The following is a 24965-nucleotide window of genomic DNA, read 5'->3' on the forward strand; positions in this document are numbered from 1 at the left end:
GGGGCTGGAAGTACACCAGTTACCGTCCTCAGATCTTCAGTGAAACCCGGGGACGTCGTCGGCCCGCTCGTTCAGTGCAATGGTTCTCCCGCCGCGGGACGCGGCGTTATCGGGAGCCGTCCTCGCTCGTGGGAGCAGTGCTTGTGGCGGTGGCTCCTGCGGTGACCTCGTCGGTCGGAGGCTCGCTCACGTCCACGAAATCAGAGGGATTGTCTTGCGATTGTACATCAGCGTCCAGGTCCTTCCGGCCGCGGCCGGGCTGATACGGCGAAGGCTCCAGACCCGGGTGACGGCGCGTCTGCACCACGAGGATGACGAGGCCGACGACGACGCCGATGATCGCCGCCCAGACGTTGCTGCGCAGACCCAGGATGATCTCGCTCGGGTCGATGCGGATCGACTCCCACACGATGCGACCAGCGCTGTACCAGATGAGGTAGATCGCGAACAGCCGGCCCCACTGGAAGAAGAGCTTGCGGCTCAGCCACAGCAGCACGATCACGCCGAGCCCGTTCCACAGCACCTCGTACAGGAACGTCGGGTGGAACAGCGTGCCCTCGGGGAGCCCGGGAGGGAAGGCCGAGTTGGTGGACTCGATCTCGAGGCCCCACGGCAGGTCGGTCGGCAGGCCGAAGAGCTCGTGGTTGAACCAGTTGCCGAACCGGCCCATGGCCTGCGCGAGCAGCAGCCCGGGAGCGAGTGCGTCGGCGAACGTCCAGAAGCGGATACCGGTCCAGCGGCAGCCGAGGTACGCGCCGATGGCACCGCCGATCAGCGCGCCGAAGATGGCGATGCCGCCCTCCCAGATCGCCCACACCGAGCCGGGCTCGAAGGGGTTCCAGGTGTTCTTGCCCTCGCCGAAGTAGAAGTTCGGGTGGGTCAGCACGTGGAAGATGCGGGCGCCGATGATGGCCAGCGGCACCGCGAGGATCGAGATGTCGATCACGACCCACGGCTCCGCACCGCGCTTCGTGAGGCGGTGGTTGGTCAGCAGCACCGCGACGATGATGCCGGCGATGATGCAGAGCGCGTAGAAGTGGATCCGCACCGGGCCCAGGTCGATGTACGCGACGGGAGGACTCGGGATGCTGGCGAGCACGCCGGTGAAGCTGCTGGGGAGCGCGAGGGACATGAGTGCGATTCTAGTTCTCGGGGACGGAGCGCACCGACGACGTGCCGGTGGCGAGGGTTCGGGCGACGGCCGCGAGGGCGGGGACGCCGCCGTCGCGAAGGGCGCGCACGAGCGCGGTGCCGACGATGGCGCCGTCGGCGTACTCGGAGACACCGGCGATCTGCTCGGCGGTGGAGATGCCGATGCCGACGCAGGCGCGCCGGGCGCCGTGCTCGCGCAGGCGGGCGACGAGGGTGCGTGCGGCGCGATCGAGCTCGGCCCGCTCCCCCGTGATGCCCATCGTGGAGACGGTGTACACGAAACCGGTCGACGACTTCACCACGAGCTCGAGGCGCTCGTCCGACGAGGTCGGCGCGGCCAGGAACACCCGGTCGAGCCCGGTCCGCTCGCTCGCCGCGATCCACTCCGCCGCCGCGTCCGGCGTGATGTCGGGCGTGATCAGCCCGGCGCCGCCCGCCGCCAGCAGGTCGTCGGCGTAGCGATCGACGCCGTACTGCAGCACCGGGTTCCAGTAGGTCATCACGAGCACCGGGACGTCGGTCGCGGCGGTGATCGCGCGGATCGCGGTGAAGAGGTCCTTCATCCGGAAGCCGGCGGCGAGGGCGGCGGTCGTCGCCTCCTGGATGATCGCGCCGTCCATCACGGGGTCGCTGTAAGGCGGCCCGAGCTCGATGATGTCCACGCCGTTCTCGGCGAGGGCGATCGCCGCCTGGATGCTCGTCTCCAGGTCGGGGAAGCCGACGGGCAGGTAGCCGACGAAGGCGCTGCGGCCGGCGTCGTGCGCGCGCTGGATGGCCTGTTCGACGCGGCTCACAGCTGCGGCTCTCCCTTCGAGGCGGCTTCTTCGGCGGAGCTCTCCTCGGTCGCGTCGTGCGCGAGCGCCGCCTCGTCGTAGAGCTCGAAGTACCGGGCGGCCGTGTCCATGTCCTTGTCGCCCCGGCCGGAGAGGCAGATCGCCAGGACGGCGTCCGGTCCGAGCTCGCGGCCGATCCGCAGGGCTCCCGCGAGTGCGTGCGCGGACTCGATCGCCGGGATGATGCCCTCGGTGCGGCTCAACAGCCGCAGGGCCTGCATCGCCTCGTCGTCGGTCGCCGGGATGTACTCCGCGCGGCCGATGTCGGCCAGCCACGAGTGCTCCGGGCCGACGCCGGGATAGTCGAGCCCGGCGGAGATCGAGTGCGACTCGACCGTCTGGCCGTCCTCGTCCTGCAGGACATAGGTCTTCGCGCCGTGCAGCACACCGGGACGACCGCGCTCGATCGACGCCGCGTGCCGCGGGGTGTCCACTCCGTCGCCGGCCGCCTCGACGCCGTACAGGCGCACGCCCTCGTCGTCGAGGAACGCGTCGAACATGCCGATCGCGTTCGAGCCGCCGCCCACGCACGCGAACACCGCGTCGGGCAGCCGGCCCACCTCGTCGAGCAGCTGGGCGCGCGCCTCCTCGCCGATGATCTTCTGGAAATCGCGGACCATCGCCGGGAACGGATGCGGCCCCGCGGCGGTGCCGAAGATGTAGTTCGTGGTCTCGACCGAGGCGACCCAGTCGCGGTACGCGTCGTTGATCGCGTCCTTCAGCGTGCGCGAGCCCGAGGTCACCGGCACGACCTCGGCGCCCAGCAGGCGCATGCGGGCGACGTTCAGCGCCTGGCGCTCGGTGTCGACCTCGCCCATGTAGATCGTGCAGTCCAGGCCGAACAGGGCCGCCGCGGTGGCCGTCGCGACACCGTGCTGTCCTGCACCCGTCTCGGCGATCACCCGGGTCTTGCCGAGGCGCTTGGTGAGCAGCGCCTGGCCCAGCACGTTGTTGATCTTGTGCGAGCCGGTGTGGTTGAGGTCCTCGCGCTTGAGGAACACCCGCGCGCCCCCGGCGTGCTCGGCGAACCGCGGCACCTCGGTCAGCGCCGAGGGGCGTCCGGCGTAGGAGGACAGCAGGTGGGCCAGCTCGGCACGGAACTCCGGATCGGCGATCGCCTCCTCGTACGCGACCGTCAGCTCGTCGATCGCGGCGATCAGCGACTCCGGCATGAACCGGCCGCCGAAGTCACCGAAGTACGGGCCGTGCTGGTCACGCAGACTCACTTCGCCTCCAGGAAGCTCTCGAGCGTGGCGACCGGATCTCCGGTCACCAGGGCCTCACCGATCAGCACGACGTCGGCACCGGCCGAACGGTAGTGCGCGACATCGGCGGGGGTGAGCACCGCGGACTCCGCGATCTTGATCGCCGTGTCCGGGATGCGGTCGACGAGCCGACCGAAGAGGTCACGGTCGAGCTCGAGGGTCTTCAGGTCGCGCGCGTTCACGCCGATCAGCGCGGCGCCGAGATCGATCGCCACGTCGAGCTCCTCCGCCGAGTGCGTCTCGACGAGCGGGGTCATGCCGAGCTCCAGGATGAACGCGTACAGGTCGCGCAGCACCTCCGGCTCGAGCCCGGCGACGATCAGCAGGACGAGATCAGCACCCGCCGCCCGCGCCTCCAGCACCTGATACCGCGTGGCGATGAAGTCCTTGCGCAGCACCGGCAGCGACACCCGCGCGGTCACGGCCTCGAGATCCGCCAGACTGCCCCCGAAACGGCGCTCCTCGGTCAGGACGCTGATCGCCGAGGCGCCGCCCTGCTCGTACAGCGACGCCTGGTGGGCGGGGTCCGGGATCTCGGCGAGTGCGCCACGGGACGGGCTCGCCCGCTTGACCTCGGCGATGATCTTAACCCGCTCGGCGGGAGCGAGGAACGCCAGGGCGTCCTTCGCCGCCGGGCGCGCGAGAGCCTCGCGCTCGACGACCTCGATCGGCCGGGAGAGGGAGCGACGCTCGGCGTCTGCGACAGCGCCGGCCGTCAGGTCGGCGAGGACCACTAGTGCGCCTTCGGGGAGTACTTGGGGCCCTTCACGCCGTAGCCCGCCTTCGCGAGCGCCCAACCCACGATGGCCCCGATCGGGATCAGCGCGGCGGAGATCCAGACCAGGGTCGGCTGCTCGAAGCAGAACGCGACGGTCGCGGCGGTGAAGCCGACGAGCATGATCACGACGGCGGTCCAGGCCGCAGGCGAGTGTCCGTGGCCAGGGTCGGCGATCGGGTTGGTCATGTTTCCTCCGGGGACGACGTGCGGATGTGTTCAGTCTATCGGGGTCAGCGCGTGGGATCCGTCCCGCGGGACAGGTCGTCCCACGAGTCGACCGCGTCGACCGGGCCCTCGTGCGTCGCGGGGTGCGCGGTCTCGGTGCGGTAACGGCGGCCGCCCGACTTCCACTGACGCCAGGTGACCAGTACCAGCACGGCCGCGAGCAGCAGGATCACCCAGCCGACGAGCGCGACCCACGGCCACGCGGACGCCACGATGTGCGCCGCCACCTCGTGCACGGCGGTGTCGCCCGCGAGCCCCGTGGTCTCGGTCACGGTCGCGGCGACGGCGTCGAAGGGCTCAGCGACCAGCAGCTGCACGGTCGACCAGCCGAGGAACACCGCCGCGACCGCGGCGAGCACCCCGAAGACCAGTCGCACCGCGCGACCGGCGATCGACAGGGCCGCGCCGAGCGCCAGCACCGCGAGGCTCAGCGGCGCGAGCAGCACCATCGCCGCGGCCCCCGGCACGAGGATCGCCTCTCCCGCATCGGCGCGCTCGACCGTGAACCAGGTCTGCGTGGAGGAGATGATGCCGAGGGCGCCGGCGAGCAGGAAGCCGGAGACCGCGAGCGAGCGCCCCCGCCGGGCGAGGCTCACGACGCCGCCGATCCGTCGACGGCACCCAGGTCGGTCGTGTCGAAGCACGTGCGGGTCCCCGTGTGGCACGCCGGGCCGGTCTGGTCGACCAGCAGCAGGATCGCGTCGCCGTCGCAGTCGAGTCGGGCCTCGCGCACCACCTGGATGTTCCCGGAGGTGTCGCCCTTGCGCCAGTACTCCTGCCGGGATCGCGACCAGTACGTCGCACGACCCGACGTGAGCGTGCGCCGCAGCGCCTCCGCATCGACCCATGCGAGCATCAGCACCTCGCGCGTGTCCCACTGCTGAACGATCGCGGGCGCCAGGCCCTCGGCCGTGAAAGCCACCTGGGCGATGCGCGCCTCGACATCCGGCTCGCTCTGCCCCTGCTGCGCCTCCGTCATCGGACCAGCACCCCCTCCGCGCGCAGCGCGTCCTTCACGTCGCCGACCGTGAGCGCTCCCGTGTGGAAGACGCTCGCCGCGAGCACGGCGTCGGCACCCGCCTTGATGGCCGGGGCGAAATCGGTCGCTCGTCCGGCGCCGCCGGAGGCGATCACGGGCACCGGAGCCGCCTCGCGCATGAGCCGGACGAGTTCCAGATCGAACCCGTCGCGCGTACCGTCCGCATCGATCGAGTTCACCAGCAGCTCACCCGCCCCGCGCTCCGCGGCCTCCCTGGCCCAGTCGAGAGCGTCCAGCGTGGTCTGCGTGCGACCGCCGTGCGTCGTGACGACGAAACCGGAATGCGTCGTGTCGGCGCGCTTCACGTCGAGTGAGAGCACGAGCACCTGAGCGCCGAAGCGGTCCGCGATCTCGCCGATCAGCTCGGGCCGGGCGATCGCGGCGGAGTTCACCCCCACCTTGTCGGCGCCGACGGACAGCAGGCGGGCCACGTCCTCCACGCTGCGCACTCCCCCGCCGACCGTCAGCGGCACGAACACCTGCTCGGCGGTGCGCTGCACGACGTCGTAGGTCGTGGCCCGCGCGTCGACGGTCGCGGTCACATCGAGGAAGGTGATCTCGTCCGCGCCCTGCGCCGCATAGTGCCGCGCGAGCTCGACCGGATCCCCCATGTCGCGCAGGTTCTCGAAGTTCACGCCCTTCACGACGCGGCCGTCGGCCACATCGAGGCACGGGATGACCCTGCTCGCGAGAGTCATCAGAGCCTCGCCGCGTGGATCGCCGTGACGAGGATCGCCCTGGCCCCCAATGCGTACAGGTCGTCCATCACCTGGTTGACCCGGCGACGCGGGATCATCACGCGCACGGCCACCCAGGCCGGGTCGCGCAGCGGGGAGATGGTGGCCGACTCCCGGCCGGGAGCGATCGCGACCGCCTGGTCGACCAGCTCTGTCGGCAGGTCGTAGTCGAGGAGCACGTACCGGCGGGCCACCATGACGCCTCGGAGACGGCGCAGCAGCGTGTCGACGCCGTCCGCGTCACCCGGGCGGCTGATCAGCACGGCCTCGGACTCCAGGATGACGGGGCCGAAGATCTCCAGCCCCGCCTGTCGCAGCGTGGTCCCCGTGGAGACCACGTCGGCGACGGCATCGGCGACGCCGAGGCGCACGGCCGACTCCACCGCACCGTCGAGCTGCACCAGCTCGGCGTTCACGCCGTGCTCCCGGAGGAACGAGCCCACCAGTCCGGGGTAGGCCGAGGCCACGCGCACGCCGTCGAGGTCGTCGATCGACGTGAAGCGTCCGGGAGGGCCGGCGAAGCGGAACGTCGACGCGCCGAAGCCGAGCTGCTCGATCTCGCGCGCCGGCTGCTGCACGTCGAGCAGCAGGTCGCGTCCGGTGATGCCGACGTCGAGAGCGCCGGAGGCGACGTACGTGGCGATGTCACGCGGACGCAGGAAGAAGAATTCGACGTCGTTCTCGGTGTCGACGACGTGCAGGGTCTTGGGGTCGCGGCGGCCGGCGTAGCCCGCCTCCGCGAGCATCTCGGCGGCGGTCTCGGACAGCGAGCCCTTGTTGGGAACGGCGATGCGCAGCATGAACGGCTTTCAGTTCGAAGGAGTGGGGGCGGAGCGCATCACAGATGTCGATAGACGTCCTGCAGGGTGAGGCCCTTCGCGAGCATCATCACCTGCAGGTGGTACAGCAGCTGCGAGATCTCCTCCGCCGCCGCCTCGTCGGACTCGTACTCGGCCGCCATCCACACCTCGGCGGCCTCCTCCACGATCTTCTTGCCGATCGTGTGCACGCCGCCGTCGAGCTCCGCGACCGTGCCCGACCCTTCCGGTCGGGTCTCGGCCTTGACGCTGAGCTCGGCGAACAGCTCGTCGAAAGTCTTCACGATTCCAGGCTAGCGGCTCGCGCGAGGTGCCTGAGCCGCGAGACCGCCGCCTCCACGTCGTCCTGCCCGTACACGGCCGAGCCCGCGACGAAGGTGTCCGCCCCCGCGGCCGCCGCCTGCGCGATCGTGTCGTCGGAGATCCCCCCGTCGACCTGGAGCCATACCTGCGACCCTCGACGTCGTGCCTCCTCCGACAGCGCGCGCAGCTTCGGCATCGTCTCCGGCATGAACCCCTGACCGCCGAACCCGGGCTCCACCGTCATCACCAGGATCTGGTCGAACTCGTCGAGGACCGGGAACAGTCCTTCGACCGGGGTGTCCGGCTTGACCGCGACACCGGCTCTGGCACCGATGTCGCGCAACCGCCGCGCGAGCGACACCGGGTCGACCGCGGCCTCCAGGTGGAAGGTGACGCTCGCCGCGCCCAGCTCCGCGTACCCGGGTGCCCAGCGCTCGGGGTCTGTGATCATGAGGTGCACGTCGAGAGGGACGGGACTGGTCTCCTGGATGCGCTGCACCATCTGCGGCCCGAACGTGAGGTTGGGCACGAAATGGTTGTCCATCACGTCGACGTGGGCGAAGTCGGCCGTCGCGATGCGGGCGAGCTCCGTCTGCATGTTGACGAAGTCGGCGGCGAGGATGCTCGGGTTGATGCGCGGTGCGCGAGGAAGCTCCACGGTCTCTGTCCTACCCTTCGGTGTCGTCGGTGCGCTGCAGGAGCGCGAGGAACATGGCGTCGGTGCCGTGACGGTGCGGCCACAGCTGGGCGCTGCCCGTGGCGGCACGACCGTCGTCGGCGAGGTCGATCGGCGAGCGGGAGACGTCGCGCACCACGCGCCGCGCATCCAGCTCCACCACGTCGGCGCGGTCCCGCAGCACCTCCCGCACGACCCCGGTGGTCTCGGCCAGGTGCGGCGAGCACGTGACATAGGCCACGACGCCGCCCGGAGCGAGTGCGTCGAGAGCGGCGGACAGCAGGTCCACCTGCAGCGGCACGAGCTCGGCCACATCGGCGGGCGTCTTGCGCCAGCGCGCCTCCGGACGACGCCGCAGCGCTCCCAGCCCGGTGCACGGCGCGTCCACGAGGATGCGGTCGAACCCGCCCGGGTTCTCGCGCGCCAGCTCTCTGCCGTCGCGCTCGTGCACGATCACGTCTCCGGGGACGGCCCGCAGCGCCTTCCGCACCAGTCGAGCGCGCGTCGGCACGACCTCGTTGGCCTCCAACGCGACCTCGTGCTCGCGGGCGATCGCGGCCAGCAGCGCCGTCTTGCCGCCCGGCCCGGCGCACAAGTCGAGCCACCGCTCCCCCGCCCGGACCGGTGCCGCGGCGGCCAGCGCGAGGGCGACGAGCTGCGACCCTTCGTCCTGGACGCGCACCGTGCCGGCGGACTCCGCGACCGGACGACGAGGGTCGCCCCCGGGTGACGCGAACGCGGTCGGCGCGAACGGGCGACGGGGCTCACCCGGCTGCGCGAGTCCGGGGAGGGCCACCAGCGTCACCTCGGGCGACGCGTTGTCGGCCTCGAGCAGGGCGTCGAGCTCGTCGACCCTGCCCTCGGCCGCCAGTGCGCGCCGCAGAGCCCGGATGACCCACACCGGATGCGCCGCGCGGAGGGCGAGACGCTCATCGTCGGAGCGCGCCTCGGCCTCGATGCGCTCCATCCACTGCCCGGGCGACTCGCGCGCCACGCGACGCAGCACCGCGTTCGCGAAACTGGCCGCGCCACGGCCCGCCCGCGTCGCCACGAGGTTCACCGACTCGTTCACGGCCGCGTGCGAGGCGACCCTGGTCGCCAGGAGCTGATGGACCGCGAGCCGCAGTGCGTCCAGCACGGCCGGATTGATCGAGGAGGTGCTGCGATCCGCGGCCGCCGCGATCACCGCGTCGTACGTGCCTCGGCGGCGCAGCGTCCCGTAGGTGAGCTCGGTGGCGAGGGCCGCGTCCTGCGCGTCCAGCCCGGCCTCCGCGATCGCCGGGGGAAGCACGAGGTTGGCGTACGCGTCGGAGTCGGACACCGCCCGCAGCACCTCGTAGGCGACGAGCCGCGCCGGCTGCACCGTCCGCCGGGGCCCGCGCTCGTCGGTGCGCGCTGCCGGTCGGGGACGGCGGACCCCCGGGTGCTGGTGTCGCTCCTGCCTGCTCACGATCCCGCTCGCCGCTCGCCGCCCTGCAGGCCCCGCCACCAGTCGGCGGCGTTCATCGCCCCCTTGCCTGCCGGCTGCACGCGGGTCACCGCGAGGGGCGCGGTCGCGGTGCCGATCAGCAGCGCCGTCCTGGTGCCCGAGAGCACGCCGGGAGGCAACTGCTCCTCCCCGGCCGCGGGCTCGGCGGCGAGGATCTTCAGGCGCTGCCCGTCCACCGTCGTGTGGGCGCCGGGCTCGGGCGTCACCCCGCGGAACCGTGCGAACACCGACGACACGGGCTGCGTGAAGTCGAGGAGTCCGTCCGCCAGGCTCAGCTTCGCCGCGAACGTCGGCTCGCCCTCCTGCGGCACCGCCCGCGCCTCTCCCGCCGCGATCGCCGCGACCACCTCCGCGGTCAGGTCGGCGCCGTCGCGCGCGAGCGCCTCCAGCGCCTCGCCGGCCGTCGCCGACGACGGCACCGCCACGGTGCGCCGTGCGAACACGTCGCCCGCGTCGAGCTCCGGCACGAGCTGGAAGACGCTGGCGCCCAGCACCTCGTCGCCCGCGATCAGCGCGCGCTGCACCGGCGCCGCGCCACGCCAGGCGGGCAGTAGGGAGAAGTGCAGGTTGATCCATCCGGCGTCCGGCGTCGACAGCAACGGCTCGCGCACGAGCCCGCCGTAGGCGACGATCACGCCCAGCTCGGGCTCGAGCGCGGCGATCTCCGCGGTCACCGCGTCATCCAGACGGGCCGCCCGGATGACCGGGAGGCCCCGTTCTGCGGCAGCCTGGGCGACGGGCGACGGCGTCAGCACGCGCTTGCGGCCGAGCGGCGCATCCGGTCTCGTCACCACCGCGGCGATGTCGTGCTCCGCAGCGAGGCGATGGAGTGTGGGCACGGCAGCGGAGGGCGTGCCGGCGAAGACGAGGCGCATGAAGGTTCTCCGGAAGGGGTCAGAGCTCTGGATCGAGGATATCGAGGCGCACCGTGAGCGCGCTCCGGGCCGCGCGCGCTCGGCCCCGCCGTCCGTTCACGGCCTCCGCCACCACGGCTGCGCGCAGGACGGTCGCCACCCGCACCCCGGCGCCGTAGTCGAAGCGGACCAGGGCGCGCACGCGCGGAGGGTCGTCGTCGCCCTCGACGGGGACGGGGCCGAGCACGGCGTCGGACGGCAGCGACAGCTCCCCGAGCGCGGCAAGAGCGCGGGCGACCGCGGCCGACGTGCCCTCCACGAGCGCGACGCGCGCGGTGGGCGGCATGTGCAGCGGGGCGCGGTTCTCCAGCTCCGAGCGCGCGTAGCCCGCCTGGTTCCACGTCGCGAGGGCCTTGGCGACCGCGCCGTCCACCCCCACCAGATGCACCGGAGCCCCGGGGGCGGCCAGCGCGGCAGCGTTCGACCACCAGCGCAGACACGCCTCGCCGATCCGCAAGTCGGGCGACTGCAGCATGCGCGGCCCGTCCAGCAGCACGACCGCGCGGTACCCGCCCTCCGCGAGGGGCTCGGCGCCGCGGGTCGCCACGACGAGCGCGGGGCGGGCGTCCACCCGCTCCACGGGGTGGCTGCCGTCCGCCACGATCACGCGCACGCCGGGAAACGCCCTGCCGAGCTCGTCCGCGGTGCGCTCACTGCCCGACGACGCCAGCCGCAGCCGCGGGGACGAGCACGCCGGACAGGTCCACGCACTCGCGCCGCGCCCGCACCAGCCGCACACCGGAACGGCACCGCGATGCCGCGCGCCGAGCGGCCCGCCGCAGTGGGCGCAGCGCGCGGGGGTCCGGCAGTCCGCGCACACGAGCGACGGCGAGAACCCCGGGCGCGACACCTGCACCAGCACGGGCCCCTCCGCGGCCGCCGCCCTCGCCGCGAGGAACGCCGACGACGGCAGCCTCTGGGCGGCGGGACGCTCCAGCTCCTGCGGTGTGCTCAGCAGCACGCGCGGCAGCACCCGGCGCCCGGCCCGCACGTCGCGCAGCCAGCCGCGCGCCACGAGCCGCTCGACCTCCGTCGTGCGGGTGTGCCCGGCGAACAGCAGCGCGGAGCCCTCCGACTCCTGCCGCAGCAGCGCCGCATCACGCGCGTGCACATAGGGGGCGAGCGGCTCGCCGAGCAGCGGGTCCCCGTCGTCCCACACGACCACCAGGCCCGCCGTCACCGGGGCGTACACGGCCGAGCGGTTGCCCACCACGATGCACGGGGCGGCCTCGAGGGTCCGCAGGAACGCCCGGTAGCGGTCGGGGTTCGCCTGGCGCGAGTCGTGCCGCACCACGGCTTCCGGAGGCACCACGGCCTCGAGCGCCGCGAGCAGACGGTCGAGGTCGCGATGGTCGGGCACCACGAGGATCGTCGAGCGTCCCGCGGCGAGAGTGCGCGCCGCCGCGGCCGCGAGCAGTCGCGCCCAGCCCTGTGCGCCGTCGTCCAGCTGCGGGATGGCCTCGACCGCGGCGCGGCCTCCCTCGTCGAGCACGGCATCGAGACCGTCGTACGCCGCCAGCACACGCTCCGCCTCGGCCGACTGCTCGGCGTCGGGCGCCACGACCGGGGCGTCGGCGCGCCAGGCCTTCTCCACGCGCACCTGTCGCTTCGGGATCACGAGCCGCAGCACATCGGACGCCGAGCCCGCGGCACGGTCGGCGACCCGCCGCGCCAGGCGGTACAGGCGGTCGGGCAGCACCGGGACCGCCGACACCACGGTCTCCACCTCGGACAGGGGTCGTTCCGCGTCGCTCTCGACGTCGACCTCCACCACATAGCCGTCCACCACGCGGCCGGCGGTGCGCAGCGGCACCTTCACCCGCACGCCGGGCTCGACGGGCCCGAGCTCGGCGGGAAGGGCGTAGTCGAACAGCCGGTCGAGCTGCGGCAGCGGCGAGTCGAGGAGCACGCGCGCGATGCGACGGCTCTCGGGCGACATCAGGACCTCGGCCCCCTCAGAGCCCGGCAGCGCGGCGCAGCTCGTCGGCGCGGTCGGTGCGCTCCCACCTGAAGTCGGGGAGCTCGCGCCCGAAGTGGCCGTACGCCGCGGTCTGCGCGTAGATCGGGCGCAGCAGGTCGAGCTGCTCGATGATCGCCTGCGGGCGCAGGTCGAACACCTCCTCGATCGCGCGCGTGATGACCTCGTCCGACACCCGGCCGGTGCCGAACGTCTCGACGTAGAGCCCCACGGGGCGCGCGACACCGATCGCATAGGCGACCTGCACCTCGAGGCGGTCGGCCAGTCCCGCCGCCACGGCGTTCTTGGCCACCCACCGTGTGGCGTAGGCGCCGGAACGGTCGACCTTGGACGGGTCCTTGCCGCTGAACGCGCCGCCACCGTGACGCGCGGCACCGCCGTACGTGTCGATGATGATCTTGCGTCCGGTGAGGCCCGCGTCGCCCTTCGGCCCGCCCGTCACGAACGGACCGGCGGGGTTGATGTAGTAGGTCACGTCGTCGAGCGCGAGGCCCGTGGTCGCCAGGACGGGGTCGATCACGTGCTCGCGCACCTGCGCCTTGAGCTCGTCCTGCGAGATGTCGGGGTGATGCTGCGTGGAGAGCACGACCGCGTCGATCGTCTTCGGGGTGAAGCCGTCGTACCCGAGCGTGACCTGGGTCTTGCCGTCGGGGCGGAGATACGGCAGCAGGCCGCTGCGGCGCACCTCGGTCAGGCGTTCGGCGATGCGGTGCGCCGTCCACGCGGCCATCGGCATGAGCTGCGGCGTCTCGTTCGTCGCGAAGCCGAACATGATGCCCTGATCGCCGGCGCCGAGGCCGTCGAGCGGATCGACCGACGTGCCGTCGCGGTGCTCCTGGGCGTTGTCGACGCCGTGGGCGATGTCGGTGGACTGCTCCCCGACGGAGACGCTCACCCCGCAGGAGTCCCCGTCGAACCCGGTGTCGGACGACGTGTAGCCGATGCCGTTGACCACCTGGCGCACGATCGTCGGGATGTCGACGTAGGCGTCGGTGCGGATCTCTCCGGCGACGTGCACCAGCCCGGTCGTGACGAGCGTCTCGACGGCGACACGGGACCCCGGGTCCTTCGCGAGCAGGCCGTCGAGGATGCTGTCCGAGATCTGGTCGCAGATCTTGTCCGGGTGCCCTTCGGTGACGGACTCGGACGTGAACAGACGCAGCGCGCTCATCGATGCTCCAGAACGGGGACGGACGGGGGGAGGGTGTGGCACCCATTCTGGACCGCGCCACCGACGAAGCGGCGGCACGGTCGTCGAGTCACTCCGCGTGACGCAGGCGGAGCTTGTCCTCGTTGATCTCGTGCAGCGCGATGGTCAGCGGCTTGTCCTCGACGGACGAGTCCACGAGCGGACCGACGTTGTCGAACAGGTTGCCCTCGTGGAGGTCGGAATAGTAGTCGTTGATCTGGCGTGCGCGCTTGGCCGCGTAGATCACGAGCTCGTACTTGGAGTCGACGCGCTCCAGCAGGTTGTCGATGGGGGGATCGATGATGCCGTTGTTGCGTCCGGCCATGGGGGGACCTCCTGATCAGGCGACGGGGTTCGTCGCGAAGACGGTGCTGCGGGCGCGCGAGGAAAGCGTCAGCGCGCAGAGCTTGTAGACAAGTCTACGACCTCGCGAGCGGCGGTGGCGACGTCCTCGTTCACGACGAGGTGGTCGAACTCGTTCTGCGCGGCCAGCTCGACCTTCGCGGTGCGCAGTCGCCGCGCCCGCTCCTCCGCGTCCTCCGTGCCGCGGCCGACCAGCCGGTGCACCAGCTCGTCCCAGCTCGGAGGAAGCAGGAAGATGAGCGTCGCCGAGGGCTCCGCGGCGCGCACCTGCCGTGCGCCCTGCAGGTCGATCTCGAGCAGCACCGTCTTGCCCTCGGCCAGCGCCGCATCGATCGGAGCGCGCGGGGTGCCGTAGCGCGAGCGGTTGTGCACCACGGCGTACTCCAGCAGCTCGCCGTCGGCGATCAGGCGGTCGAACTCGGCGTCATCGACGAAGTAGTAGTGCACGCCGTCGATCTCGCCGGGACGCGGCGCCCTGGTCGTCGCCGACACCGACAGGTGGATCTCGGGGTTGTTCTCCCGTATGTGCGCCGCGACGGTGCCCTTGCCCACCGCGGTCGGCCCGGCCAGCACCAGCAGGCGACTGCGGGCCTCGCGCGGCGTGGCCGGCGGGAACCGGCCGTCGAGCCACTCCTCCAGGACACGTCGTTGACGCGCTCCGAGGCCGCCGAGCCGCTTCACCGGAGAGATACGCAGCTCCTCCAGCACGCGGTCGCGCTTGCCGGCACCGATGGCCGGGAGCGCCAGGAGGAAGTCGGTGATGCGCAGCGAGCCCTCGACGGAGTCCGGGTCGGCGGTCGCGCGTCGCAGCACGGCCTGCGGCGTCACGACACGCATCGTCAGGTCGCGCTTGAGCGAGGCACGGGCCCGGCGGCGCTCGACCGCACGGCGGGCGGCGGCGGCCCTGTCGACCTCGGGAACGGTGCGGTTGGTGTCAGGCACGGGTCACCTCGCGGTACTGGGCGGCACGTCGGGCGATGGTCTCGGCCAGGTCGTCGGGACCCGCGGAGAGGATGCTGCGGCTCTCGCTCGCGAGCACGGTGGGCGACAGCGAGCCGAAGCGCCGCCCGAGGTCCGCCGGCTCGGCCCCCTGCGCACCGAAGCCGGGCGCGAGGATCGGCGCCGCCGGGCTGATCGCGTCGATCCCGGTCGCGGCGAGGTCGAGCGTGGCACCGATCACGAAGCCGAAGCTGCCCCACTCCCCCGCCGGGGTGCTCGTCGCGTTGCGCGCCGAGACCTCGGCGACGACCGCCGCCGACACGGTCTCGCCCGACGCGGTCCGCGCGCGCTGGAGGTCGGCGGCCTCCGGGTTGCTCGTCGCCGCGAGGACGAACAGGCCCTTGCCGTGCTCGTCCGCCAGCGCGAACGCGCCGCCGAGAGCGCCCACGCCGAGGTAGGGACTCACGGTGAGCGCGTCGGCCTCCAGCGGCGTCCCCGGAGCGAGCCACGCCTGCGCGTAGTCGTCCATCGTCGACCCGATGTCTCCGCGCTTGGCGTCGGCGATCACCAGCAGCCCCGCCGTCCGCGCCGCGGAGACCACGTCCTCCAGTGCGGCGATCCCGGCGGATCCGTAGCGCTCGAAGAACGACACCTGCGGCTTCACGACGCCGACGTGATCCTGCGCGGCAGCGACGGTACGCAGCCCGAACTCCCGCACCCCGGCGGCGTCGGCGGAGAGCCCCCACGCCGCGAGCAGGGCGGCGTGGGGGTCGATGCCGACGCAGAGCGGTCCGTGCGCGTCCAGCGCCGCGCGGACCCGCTCTCCGAAGCGTGCGGTCATACCGCGGCCGCCCGGTCGAGCGCGTACTCCTGCAGGCTCTTCACCTGGAAGCCCTCGTCGGCCGCGTCCATGCCGCTCACCGCGGCACCGAGCACCGCGATGGTGGTGAACAGCGCCTTGTCGGCGGCGACGGCGGCCGCGCGGATCTCGTAGCCGTCCGCGCGCGCCGCCCCACCGGACGGCGTGTTCACGACGATGTCGATCTCCCCGTCGTTGATCAGGTCGACGATGTTGCGCGCTCCGGACTCCTGCGTCTCGCTGTACTTCTCGACCACGGTCACCGCGATGCCGTTGCGCGACAGGATCTCCGCCGTGCCCTCGGTCGCCACGATCGTGAAGCCGAGCTGCTGCAGCCGGTGGGCCGGGAGGATCACCGCGCGCTTGTCGGAGTCGGCGACCGAGATGAAGACGGTGCCGGAGGTCGGCATCCCGCCGTACGCCGCGGCCTGGCTCTTCGCGAACGCGGTCGGGAAGTCGCGATCGATGCCCATGACCTCACCGGTCGAGCGCATCTCCGGGCCCAGGACCGAGTCGACCGTCTTGCCGTCGGCCGTGCGGAACCGCTTGAACGGCAGCACGGCCTCCTTGACCGAGACCGGGGCGTCCAGCGGCACCCGGGAGCCGTCCTGCTCCGGCAGCATGCCCTCGGCCCGCAGCTCGGCGATGGTGGAGCCGGCCATGATGCGGCTCGCGGCCTTCGCCATCGGGATGCCGAGCGCCTTCGACACGAACGGAACGGTGCGGCTCGCGCGCGGGTTGGCCTCGATCACGTAGAGCACGCCGGCGCTGATCGCGAACTGCACGTTCAGCAGGCCCCGGACGCCGACGCCCTCGGCGATCTTGAGTGTGGCCTCGCGCACCCGGTCGACGTCGCTGCGGCCGAGCGAGACCGGCGGCAGCGTGCAGCTGGAGTCACCGGAGTGGATGCCGGCCTCCTCCAGGTGCTCCATGACCCCGCCGATGAACAGGTCGGTGCCGTCGTAGAGCGCATCCACGTCGAGCTCGATCGCGTCGTCCAGGAAGCGGTCGACCAGGAGGGGCTTGCCCTCCTCGATCACGACCTCCCCGGCCGTGCGGACGAAGTAGTCGCGCAGCGCGTCGGTGCCGTAGACGATCTCCATGCCGCGTCCGCCGAGCACGAAGCTGGGGCGCACGAGCACCGGGTAGCCGATCTCCTCCGCGATGCGCACGGCGCCCTCGACGTCGATCGCCGTGCCGTTGCGCGGCGCGAGCAGCCCGGCTTCGTCGAGCAGGCGCGAGAAGAGCTCGCGCTCCTCCGCCAGGTCGATCGCCTCGGGGCTGGTGCCGAGCACGGTGTATCCCGCGGCCTCGATGCCCTTCGCGAGCCCGAGCGGCGTCTGGCCGCCGAGCTGGCAGACCACGCCGAGGATGGTGCCGCTCGCGGCCTCCGCGTCGAGCACCTCCAGGACGTCCTCCAGGGTCAGCGGCTCGAAGTAGAGCCGGTCGGACGTGTCGTAGTCGGTGGACACGGTCTCGGGGTTGCAGTTGACCATGACGGTCTCGAACCCGGCGTCCGACAGCGCGAACGAGGCGTGCACGCACGAGTAGTCGAACTCGACGCCCTGCCCGATGCGGTTCGGGCCCGAGCCGATGATCACGACCTTGGTGCGGTCGGAGGGCTCCACCTCGGTCTCCGCGTCGTAGCTGGAGTAGTGGTACGGCGTGAGCGCGGGGAACTCCCCGGCGCACGTGTCGACCGTCTTGTACACCGGCCGGATACCGAGGCCGTGGCGCACGCCGCGGATCTCCGCCTCGGTCTCGCCGCGCAGCTGGGCGAGCTGCGCGTCGGAGAAGCCGTGCTCCTTCGCGTAGCGCAGGGTCGCCGCGTCGAGCTCGGGGGCCGTGCGCACCATCTCGGCGACCTCGTTGATGAGCACGATCTGGTCGAGGAACCACGGGTCCATCGCCGTCGCCTCGAACGCCTGCTCGATGGTCGCGCCCTTGCGCAGCGCCTGCTGCAGCGTCACGATGCGGCCGTCGGTCGGGGTCTTGGCGACCTCCAGCAGCTCTTCGACGCTGCGCGGCTCGTCGCCCCAGTGGAAGCTGGAGCCGCGCTTCTCAAGCGAACGCAGCGCCTTCTGCAGCGCGGTCGCGTAGTTGCGGCCGATCGCCATCGCCTCGCCCACCGACTTCATGGTGGTGGTGAGGGTGGCGTCGGCGGCCGGGAACTTCTCGAACGCGAAGCGCGGCACCTTGACGACGACGTAGTCGAGCGTGGGCTCGAAGCTGGCCGGGGTGACGCCGGTGATGTCGTTCGGGATCTCGTCGAGGCGGTAGCCGAGGGCGAGCTTGGCGGCCAGCTTGGCGATCGGGAAGCCGGTGGCCTTCGACGCCAGGGCGCTGGACCGCGACACGCGCGGGTTCATCTCGATGACGATGATGCGCCCGTTCTCCGGGTTCACCGCGAACTGGATGTTGCACCCGCCGGTGTCGACGCCGACCGCGCGGATGATGTCGATGCCGATGTCGCGCAGCTTCTGGTATTCGCGGTCGGTGAGGGTCAGCGCCGGGGCGACCGTGATGGAGTCGCCCGTGTGCACACCGACCGGGTCGACGTTCTCGATCGAGCACACGACCACCGTGTTGTCGGCGGTGTCGCGCATGAGCTCGAGCTCGTACTCCTTCCACCCGAGGATCGACTCCTCCAGGAGCACCTCGGTGGTGGGCGAGTCGCGCAGACCCGCACCGCCGATGCGCCGCAGGTCCTCTTCGTCGTACGCGAAGCCGGAGCCCAGGCCGCCCATCGTGAACGACGGCCGCACGACGAGCGGATAGCCGAGCTCTTCGGCGCCGGCGAGCAGGTCGTCCATGGTGTGCGCGATCACGCTGCGAGCGACGTCGGCGCCGGCCTCCAGCACGAGCTCCTTGAAGATCTGGCGGTCTTCGCCCTTGCGGATGGCGTCGACCTTGGCGCCGATCAGCTCGACGCCGTACTTCTCGAGGATCCCCTGCTCGTGCAGCGCCATGGCCGCGTTGAGGGCGGTCTGGCCGCCGAGGGTCGGCAGGATCGCGTCGGGCTTCTCCTTGGCGATGATCGTCTCGATCACGGCCGGGGTGATCGGCTCGATGTAGGTCGCGTCGGCGAAGTCGGGGTCGGTCATGATGGTGGCCGGGTTGGAGTTGACCAGGATGACCCTGACCCCCTCTTCGCGCAGCACGCGGCACGCCTGGGTGCCGGAGTAGTCGAACTCGCAGGCCTGGCCGATGACGATCGGGCCGGAGCCGATGACAAGGACGGAGGAGATGTCGTCGCGCTTGGGCATTACTGGGCGTCCTTCTTGTTCGCGATGACCATGTCGCGGAAGCGGTCGAAGAGGTAGTTGGCGTCGTGCGGACCGGCCGCGGCCTCGGGGTGGTACTGCACCGAGAACGCGGGGATGTCGAGGGCGCGCAGGCCCTCCACGACGTTGTCGTTGAGGCCGACGTGGCTGACCTCGACCTTGCCGTAGCCGCGCGGGCTGTCGAAGGAGCCCTCCAGGGGCGCCTCGACCGCGAAGCCGTGGTTGTGGGCCGTGATCTCGACCTTGCCCGTCTGCTTGTCGAGCACGGGCTGGTTGATGCCGCGGTGGCCGAACGGCAGCTTGTAGGTGCCGAGTCCGAGGGCACGGCCGAGCAGCTGGTTGCCGAAGCAGATCCCGAAGAAGGGCAGTCCGTCGTCCAGCACGGCGCGCAGCAGCTCCACGTGGTCGCCCGAGGCGGCCGGGTCGCCCGGGCCGTTGGAGTAGAACACCGCCACCGGCTCGATCGCCCGGATGTCGTCGATGCTCACGTCCTGCGGGAGCACGTGCACGTCGAACCCGCGGGCGGCGAGGTTGTCGATCGTCGCCTGCTTCACGCCGAGGTCGAGCACGGCGAGGTTGCCGATGCGCTCCCCCACCGCCGGGGTCACGGTCGCGCTCTCGACCGAGACCTGCGCCGACAGGTTGAGTCCGGTCATCTCGGGGGCCTCCCGCACGATGCGCAGCTGCTCTTCCGCGTCGAGAGCGGCGTCGTCGCCCGAGAAGATGCCGCCGCGCATGGATCCGGCGGACCGGATGTGGCGCGTGACCGCGCGGGTGTCGATGCCGCTGATGCCGACGATGCCGTCCTCCACGAGGACGTCGTCGAGGGAGGCGTTGGCCCGCCAGTTCGAGACCACGCGCGAGGGGTCGCGGACGATGTAGCCGGCGACCCAGATGCGGCGCGACTCGGTGTCCTCGTCGTTCATGCCGGTGTTGCCGATGTGCGGCGCCGTCTGCAGCACGATCTGACCCGCGTACGAGGGGTCGGTGATGGTCTCTTGATATCCCGACATGCCGGTGGCGAACACGACCTCGCCGAGGGTGCGGCCGCGGGCGCCGTACGCGCGACCGGCGTGACGGGTGCCGTCCTCGAGGACGAGCACGGCGGGATCGGGCAGGCGGGACGGGGAGTCCGCCGGGGAGGATGTCTGGTTGATCATGACGTTGCTCCTGTGTCGGGGGCAGCGGGGACGAGCCGCTGCAGGTCGGAGATGAGGTTCTGGGGATCGCCGCCGGTGAGCCGGAGGTAGCTGTCCACGATCGTCGTGTCGGCGACGCGCCACGCGATGCGGACGAGGCCGCCCGGTTCGACCACGCGGTCGATCGTGACGGTGGCCCGGTCGACCGCGACGAGCTGGTCGCGCGCGAGGAAGACCGTGGGGGCGCCGTCGAGGGCCAGCGCGACACCGCGGTCGGTCACCGCCAGCTCCCCACGGGCCCGGAAGGCGAGCGGCGTGATGGCCACGCGTTCGAGGGGCTGCTCGTGCGTCGTCGTCGACACGTACAGCACCTCGTCGCGGCGCATCACCTCCGCGTGCTCCGGCACACCGAGGGGCGCGGTGAACGCGGCATCGCGCCGCACTCGTCGTCGCCAGGCGAACAGCATCGCGAGCAGCACCAGCAGCGCGAGGGCGATCAGGATCGCGACCGCGAGATCCCGTGCGCTCATGCGCCGAGCTCCTCGACGACAGCTCCGCCGTCGACGGTCAGCACGCCGCCGTGCAGGGTGTACTGCACGCGGCCCGGCAGTTCGCGGCCGAGGTACGGCGAGTTCGTGCTGCGTCCGCGCAGGTCCGCCTCGGTGAACACGCCGTCGACCGCCGCGTCGTACAGCGCGAGCTGCGCCGGCTGCCCGACCTCGAGCGGGGTGCCGTGCCCGGCCAGACCGCCGATGCGCGCGGGTGCCGCGCTCATCACGCGGGCCACGTCCGACCAGTCGAGCAGGCCCGTCTGCACCATGGCCTGGTGCACGACGCGCAGTGCGCTCTCGAGCCCCACCATGCCGTTCGCGGCCGCCGGCCATTCGCACGCCTTGTGCTCGCTCGGGTGCGGGGCGTGATCGGTCGCGACGATGTCGATCGTGCCGTCGGCGAGCCCTTCGCGCACCGCGAGGACATCCTCCTCGCGGCGCAGCGGCGGGTTGACCTTGAACCGCGCGTCATAGCCGCGGACGAGTTCGTCGGTGAGCAGCAGGTGGTGCGGAGTGACCTCCGCCGTCACGTTCACGCCGCGCTTCTTGGCCCAGCGGATGATGTCGACCGAGCCGGCCGTCGACAGGTGGCACACATGCAGGCGCGAGCCGACGTGCTCGGCGAGAAGCACGTCACGCGCGATGATCGACTCCTCGGCGACCGCGGGCCAGCCCGTGAGGCCGAGCTCCGCCGAGACGGTGCCCTCGTTCATCTGGGCACCCTCGGTCAGGCGGGGGTCCTGGGCATGCTGGGCGATCACACCGCCGAACGACTTCACGTACTCCAACGCGCGGCGCATGATCAGCGGGTCCCACACGCAGAAGCCGTCATCGCTGAACACCCGCACCTGCGCACGCGAGGTCGCCATGGCGCCGAGCTCGGCGAGGCGCTCGCCCTTCTGGCCCACCGTGACCGCGCCGATCGGCTGCACCGTGGCGTAGCCCGCGGCCTCGCCGAGGGCCAGCTCCTGCTCGACGACGCCGGCCGTGTCGGCCACGGGCGACGTGTTCGGCATCGCGAACACGGCCGTGAAGCCACCGGCCGCCGCCGCGCGCGTGCCGCTGAGGATCGTCTCCGACGCCTCGTACCCGGGCTCGCGCAGATGCGTGTGCAGGTCGACCAGACCCGGCAGGGCGATGAGGCCGGCGGCATCGATCACTCGCGCGCCGGCACGGCTGAGCCCGGAGCCGATCTCGGCGATCCGGCCGTCCTCGATGATCAGGTCGGCGCTCTCCGCGCCGAGCAGCCGTGCACCGGTGATGACGAGGGTCTCGCTCACAGGTCTCCCCCTCGTTCGTCGTCTCGTTCGCCCGCCAGCAGCAGGTACAGCACAGCCATCCGCACGGAGACCCCGTTCGAGACCTGTTCCAGCACCGTCGAGCGGGGGGAATCGGCTGCTTCGGAGGAGATCTCCAGCCCCCGGTTCATGGGTCCGGGGTGCATCACAATGCTACCGGCCGGAAGAGCGGCCACACGCCGTGCGTCCAGACCCCACCGGCGCGAATACTCCCGCTCAGTCGGGAAATACGCGGCGTTCATGCGCTCCAGCTGGATCCGCAGCATCATGACCGCGTCCGGCCCGGCCGCCAGCGCCTCGTCGAGGTCGTAGACGACCCGGACCGGCCAGAGCGACACGTTCTGCGGCACCAGCGTCGGCGGCGAGACCAGCGTGACCTCGGCGCCCAGGGTCGTCAGCAGCCACACGTTCGAGCGCGCGACCCGCGAGTGCAGCACGTCGCCGACGATCGTGACGCGGAGACCGGTCAGGTCGCGTCCACGACTGTCCGCGCCGTAGCGGCGCTTGCGGATCGTGAACGCGTCGAGCAGCGCCTGCGTCGGGTGCTCGTGCGTGCCATCACCCGCGTTGACGACGCCCGCAGAGATCCACCCGCTCGTCGCGAGGGTCTGCGGGGCGCCCGAGCCGGGGTGACGGACGACGACCGCATCGGCGCCGATCGCCTCGAGGGTCTGCGCCGTGTCCTTGAGGCTCTCGCCCTTGGAGACGCTGGAGCCCTTCGCGGCGAAGTTGATCACGTCGGCGGAGAGCCGCTTGGCCGCGGCCTCGAACGAGATCCGGGTGCGGGTCGAGTCCTCGAAGAAGAGGTTGACGACCGTCTTGCCACGCAGCGTCGGAAGCTTCTTGACCTCGCGCGACTGCGTGTCCGACATGTCCTCCGCGACATCGAGGATGCGCAGCGCCGTGGCGCGGTCGAGGGTGCGGGTGTCCAGGAGGTGCCTCATTCGCCGATGGTCACCTCCTCGGCGCCGTCCGTCTCGAACAGACGGACGTTCACGCGCTCGGTGCGGGCGGACGGGATGTTCTTGCCGACGAAGTCGGGGCGGATCGGGAGCTCGCGGTGACCGCGGTCGACGAGGATCGCCAGCCGCACGGCGCTCGGGCGGCCGATCGACTGGATGGCGTCCAGCGCGGCACGGATGCTGCGCCCGGAGAAGAGGACGTCGTCGACCAGCACCACGGTCTTCCCATCGATGCCGCCGGGCGGGATCTCGGTCGGCTGCGGGGACCGCGTCGGGTGCTTGGCCAGATCGTCACGGAAGAGCGTGACGTCGAGCGAGCCGACGGGGACCGAGACCTGCGCGATCTCACTGATCAGGGTGCCGAGGCGATGCCCCAGGGTGACGCCGCGGGTCGGGATCCCGAGGAGGACGAGGCCGTCGGCGCCTCGATTCGACTCGAGGATCTCGTGCGCGATCCGGGTCAGCGCTCGTGAGATGTCGGCTTGGTGCAGCACAGTGCGCACGCTCATCAGCCGCTCCCTTCTCCGCCTCACAGGACGGTGTTAAAGGTTGCTTGCGATGTCAGTCTATCGGAGCGGGAGACCGCGTCCGCTCAGCTCGCCTCCTGGAGCACGGCGTCGGTGACGTCGTCGATCTTGCGGGCGCGGATCGGGTGGCCGCTCGTGGAGAGGCACCGCCCGGTCTTCAGATCCCACTTCCAGTCGTGCATGCTGCACGTCAGGACGCCGTCCTCGTCGACCGAGCCGGTGCGGGTCAGGTCGGCGCGCAGGTGCGGACACCGGCGCTGCACCACCCAGTCGCCCACCTCGGCGTCTTCGGTCTGGTCGGTCTGCTCCTGGTACCAGTTCTCGACATACTCGATGCGGTCCACCGACAGGCACTTGAGGAACGTGGTGAGGAACTCGTTGAACTTGCCGCTGCGGCCCACGGAGAACTGCATCGACAGGAAGATCGAGTTCGACCAGTCGATCTCGTGATCACGGATGTTGGTCGAGACGAGGTCGGCGGGGATCGTGTACCAGTAGACGCACTCCTCCCCCGCGTACTCGCGGACCTTGGCACGCGGGAAGTCCACCACCATGTCGAGCTCGCCGATGCGGAACCGCACGTGGCCGCCCACGCCGAGTCGGATCGTGCGCGACTTCTTCAGCAGCGGCTCCCACCAGTTCTTGAGGGCCTCGAGCATCTCGGCGGGCGGGATGATCTCCGCGCGGGAAGCTTCCTCGTCGCGGATCTCCTGCTGTCGCGACGCCCGCTGCTCCTCCAGGTAGTCCCACTTGTCGTCGAACATGCGGCTGATCTCGGCCTCGGTGTACAGGGTCTGCGCGGTCGTGACCTCGCCGCCGTCGATCGTGACGACCGTGCCGGGGATGAACAGCTGGCCGTCGTACTGCGGCGACAGCTCCTTCATATGCGCCAGGAACTGCTTCTGATCCGTGAAGATCGACTCGCCGTTGCGGCCCGTGCCGTTGAAGTCGAACAGGTCGTCGCGCAGGAACATCGGCGGACCGGCCATCGGGAACACGTGCGGGGCGTCGACCTTGTCGATGTAGTACATCGCCCGCTTGTTCTGGGCCTCGCGCTTGAGCCGGGCGAAGTTCTGCTTCGCGTCGAGCGGCAGGTCGTACACCATCGGCCACCAGATCGCGCCGGAGACCTGCGTGAAGTAGGCATCCGGCTTGCCGAAGTGCAGCAGCTTCTCGAGGTCGAGCGGGTGCGAGTCGTTCTGGTTGAGCATCGAGCCCGTGCCGTCGTCGACGCTCAGCGAGGAGTCGCCGATCGGGCCGTCGCTCGGCGCCCGCAGCGGCGTGATCATCAGCTTGAGATCACCGCGCTGGATGATCTCGCCCGCGGGCGCGTAGGTGATGTTCGTGTACCCGAGCGCCCGGATGTCCTGCTCCAGGTCGTCGATCGGATACTCCGGCAGCAGCACCTCGATGTCCTTGCGGATGTACCGCTCCAGGAGGGCGGGGTCGAAGTGGTCGCGGTGCCGGTGCGAGATGTACAGGAAGTCCGCCTCGCGGCCGAATCGCTCCCAGTCGAGCGCGCGGTTGTCGGGGAACGGGAACCAGGAGCCGAAGAACGAGGGCCCGAGGACCGGGTCGCAGATGATGTTCCCGCCGGCCGTCTCGATGAACATCCCGGCGTGGCCGAGTCCCGTGATCCGCATTGCA

At 71.3% G+C, this 24965-nt stretch carries 25 protein-coding genes; all 25 read right to left on the minus strand.

Going from position 1 to position 24965, the window contains the following annotated elements; genetic code table 11:
* Positions 1–106 precede the first annotated feature (106 nt).
* The 25 genes from lgt to KZC56_RS13970 all read right to left on the minus strand — a co-directional run bounded on the left by lgt (position 107) and on the right by KZC56_RS13970 (position 24961).
* Positions 107–1132, minus strand: coding sequence for a prolipoprotein diacylglyceryl transferase (lgt, locus tag KZC56_RS13850; protein ID WP_136037337.1), 1026 nt, complete (start codon positions 1130–1132; stop codon positions 107–109).
* Positions 1133–1142: 10 nt separating this feature from the next.
* On the minus strand, positions 1143–1946 hold the full coding sequence (gene trpA / locus KZC56_RS13855) for a tryptophan synthase subunit alpha (RefSeq protein WP_136032418.1): 804 nt from the start codon (positions 1944–1946) through the stop codon (positions 1143–1145).
* Positions 1943–3211 (minus strand): tryptophan synthase subunit beta, encoded by a 1269-nt coding sequence (gene trpB, locus KZC56_RS13860; protein ID WP_136032420.1) that lies wholly within the window; start codon positions 3209–3211, stop codon positions 1943–1945. The genes trpA and trpB overlap by 4 nt, the downstream gene beginning before the upstream one ends.
* On the minus strand, positions 3208–3984 hold the full coding sequence (gene trpC, locus KZC56_RS13865) for an indole-3-glycerol phosphate synthase TrpC (RefSeq protein ID WP_136044688.1): 777 nt from the start codon (positions 3982–3984) through the stop codon (positions 3208–3210). Before trpC ends, trpB begins: the two co-directional genes overlap by 4 nt.
* Positions 3984–4214, minus strand: a complete 231-nt coding sequence (locus tag KZC56_RS13870) for an HGxxPAAW family protein (RefSeq protein WP_136032424.1) — start codon at positions 4212–4214, stop codon at positions 3984–3986. The genes trpC and KZC56_RS13870 overlap by 1 nt, the downstream gene beginning before the upstream one ends.
* A gap of 44 nt (positions 4215–4258) precedes the next feature.
* Positions 4259–4849 (minus strand): Trp biosynthesis-associated membrane protein, encoded by a 591-nt coding sequence (locus KZC56_RS13875; RefSeq protein WP_136032427.1) that lies wholly within the window; start codon positions 4847–4849, stop codon positions 4259–4261.
* A complete protein-coding gene (gene hisI / locus KZC56_RS13880; protein ID WP_247638789.1) occupies positions 4846–5232 on the minus strand; it encodes a phosphoribosyl-AMP cyclohydrolase in 387 nt (128 codons plus the stop codon). Before hisI ends, KZC56_RS13875 begins: the two co-directional genes overlap by 4 nt.
* Complete coding sequence (gene hisF / locus KZC56_RS13885; RefSeq protein WP_136032431.1) at positions 5229–5990, minus strand: imidazole glycerol phosphate synthase subunit HisF; 762 nt, start codon at positions 5988–5990, stop codon at positions 5229–5231. The genes hisI and hisF overlap by 4 nt, the downstream gene beginning before the upstream one ends.
* Entirely contained in the window at positions 5990–6829 is an 840-nt protein-coding gene (hisG, locus tag KZC56_RS13890) for an ATP phosphoribosyltransferase (protein WP_136032433.1), read from the minus strand. Before hisG ends, hisF begins: the two co-directional genes overlap by 1 nt.
* A 38-nt stretch (positions 6830–6867) precedes the next feature.
* Complete coding sequence (locus tag KZC56_RS13895; protein WP_136032435.1) at positions 6868–7131, minus strand: phosphoribosyl-ATP diphosphatase; 264 nt, start codon at positions 7129–7131, stop codon at positions 6868–6870.
* Complete coding sequence (rpe, locus tag KZC56_RS13900) at positions 7128–7808, minus strand: ribulose-phosphate 3-epimerase (RefSeq protein WP_136032437.1); 681 nt, start codon at positions 7806–7808, stop codon at positions 7128–7130. Before rpe ends, KZC56_RS13895 begins: the two co-directional genes overlap by 4 nt.
* A 10-nt stretch (positions 7809–7818) precedes the next feature.
* Complete coding sequence (locus tag KZC56_RS13905; RefSeq protein WP_247638889.1) at positions 7819–9189, minus strand: RsmB/NOP family class I SAM-dependent RNA methyltransferase; 1371 nt, start codon at positions 9187–9189, stop codon at positions 7819–7821.
* An 83-nt stretch (positions 9190–9272) separates the two neighbouring features.
* Positions 9273–10190, minus strand: coding sequence for a methionyl-tRNA formyltransferase (gene fmt / locus KZC56_RS13910; protein WP_136032439.1), 918 nt, complete (start codon positions 10188–10190; stop codon positions 9273–9275).
* A gap of 19 nt (positions 10191–10209) precedes the next feature.
* Positions 10210–12168 carry a primosomal protein N' family DNA-binding protein gene (locus KZC56_RS13915; RefSeq protein WP_247638790.1) on the minus strand — a complete coding sequence of 653 codons (1959 nt, stop codon included), beginning with the start codon at positions 12166–12168 and terminating at the stop codon, positions 10210–10212.
* Between the two features lie 16 nt (positions 12169–12184).
* A complete protein-coding gene (metK, locus tag KZC56_RS13920) occupies positions 12185–13378 on the minus strand; it encodes a methionine adenosyltransferase (RefSeq protein ID WP_247638791.1) in 1194 nt (397 codons plus the stop codon).
* 88 nt (positions 13379–13466) lie between these two features.
* The gene (gene rpoZ, locus KZC56_RS13925; RefSeq protein WP_025103490.1) at positions 13467–13721 is read right to left on the minus strand and encodes a DNA-directed RNA polymerase subunit omega; all 255 of its coding nucleotides are present in this window, start codon (positions 13719–13721) and stop codon (positions 13467–13469) included.
* A gap of 68 nt (positions 13722–13789) precedes the next feature.
* Positions 13790–14701, minus strand: coding sequence for a guanylate kinase (gene gmk / locus KZC56_RS13930; protein WP_136033697.1), 912 nt, complete (start codon positions 14699–14701; stop codon positions 13790–13792).
* On the minus strand, positions 14694–15539 hold the full coding sequence (pyrF, locus tag KZC56_RS13935; protein ID WP_206251229.1) for an orotidine-5'-phosphate decarboxylase: 846 nt from the start codon (positions 15537–15539) through the stop codon (positions 14694–14696). Before pyrF ends, gmk begins: the two co-directional genes overlap by 8 nt.
* A complete protein-coding gene (gene carB, locus KZC56_RS13940; protein WP_247638792.1) occupies positions 15536–18823 on the minus strand; it encodes a carbamoyl-phosphate synthase large subunit in 3288 nt (1095 codons plus the stop codon). Before carB ends, pyrF begins: the two co-directional genes overlap by 4 nt.
* Positions 18823–20001, minus strand: a complete 1179-nt coding sequence (gene carA, locus KZC56_RS13945) for a glutamine-hydrolyzing carbamoyl-phosphate synthase small subunit (RefSeq protein WP_247638793.1) — start codon at positions 19999–20001, stop codon at positions 18823–18825. The genes carB and carA overlap by 1 nt, the downstream gene beginning before the upstream one ends.
* The gene (locus KZC56_RS13950) at positions 19998–20510 is read right to left on the minus strand and encodes a PH-like domain-containing protein (RefSeq protein WP_136033690.1); all 513 of its coding nucleotides are present in this window, start codon (positions 20508–20510) and stop codon (positions 19998–20000) included. Before KZC56_RS13950 ends, carA begins: the two co-directional genes overlap by 4 nt.
* Positions 20507–21811, minus strand: a complete 1305-nt coding sequence (locus KZC56_RS13955; protein WP_136044805.1) for a dihydroorotase — start codon at positions 21809–21811, stop codon at positions 20507–20509. Before KZC56_RS13955 ends, KZC56_RS13950 begins: the two co-directional genes overlap by 4 nt.
* A complete protein-coding gene (locus KZC56_RS13960; protein WP_136033687.1) occupies positions 21808–22773 on the minus strand; it encodes an aspartate carbamoyltransferase catalytic subunit in 966 nt (321 codons plus the stop codon). Before KZC56_RS13960 ends, KZC56_RS13955 begins: the two co-directional genes overlap by 4 nt.
* On the minus strand, positions 22770–23300 hold the full coding sequence (gene pyrR / locus KZC56_RS13965) for a bifunctional pyr operon transcriptional regulator/uracil phosphoribosyltransferase PyrR (protein ID WP_247638794.1): 531 nt from the start codon (positions 23298–23300) through the stop codon (positions 22770–22772). Before pyrR ends, KZC56_RS13960 begins: the two co-directional genes overlap by 4 nt.
* Positions 23301–23383: 83 nt before the next feature.
* Positions 23384–24961, minus strand: a complete 1578-nt coding sequence (locus KZC56_RS13970; RefSeq protein ID WP_247638795.1) for a Rieske 2Fe-2S domain-containing protein — start codon at positions 24959–24961, stop codon at positions 23384–23386.
* Positions 24962–24965 lie beyond the last annotated feature (4 nt).

Source organism: Microbacterium sufflavum, assembly GCF_023091155.1.
Lineage (GTDB): Bacteria > Actinomycetota > Actinomycetes > Actinomycetales > Microbacteriaceae > Microbacterium > Microbacterium sufflavum.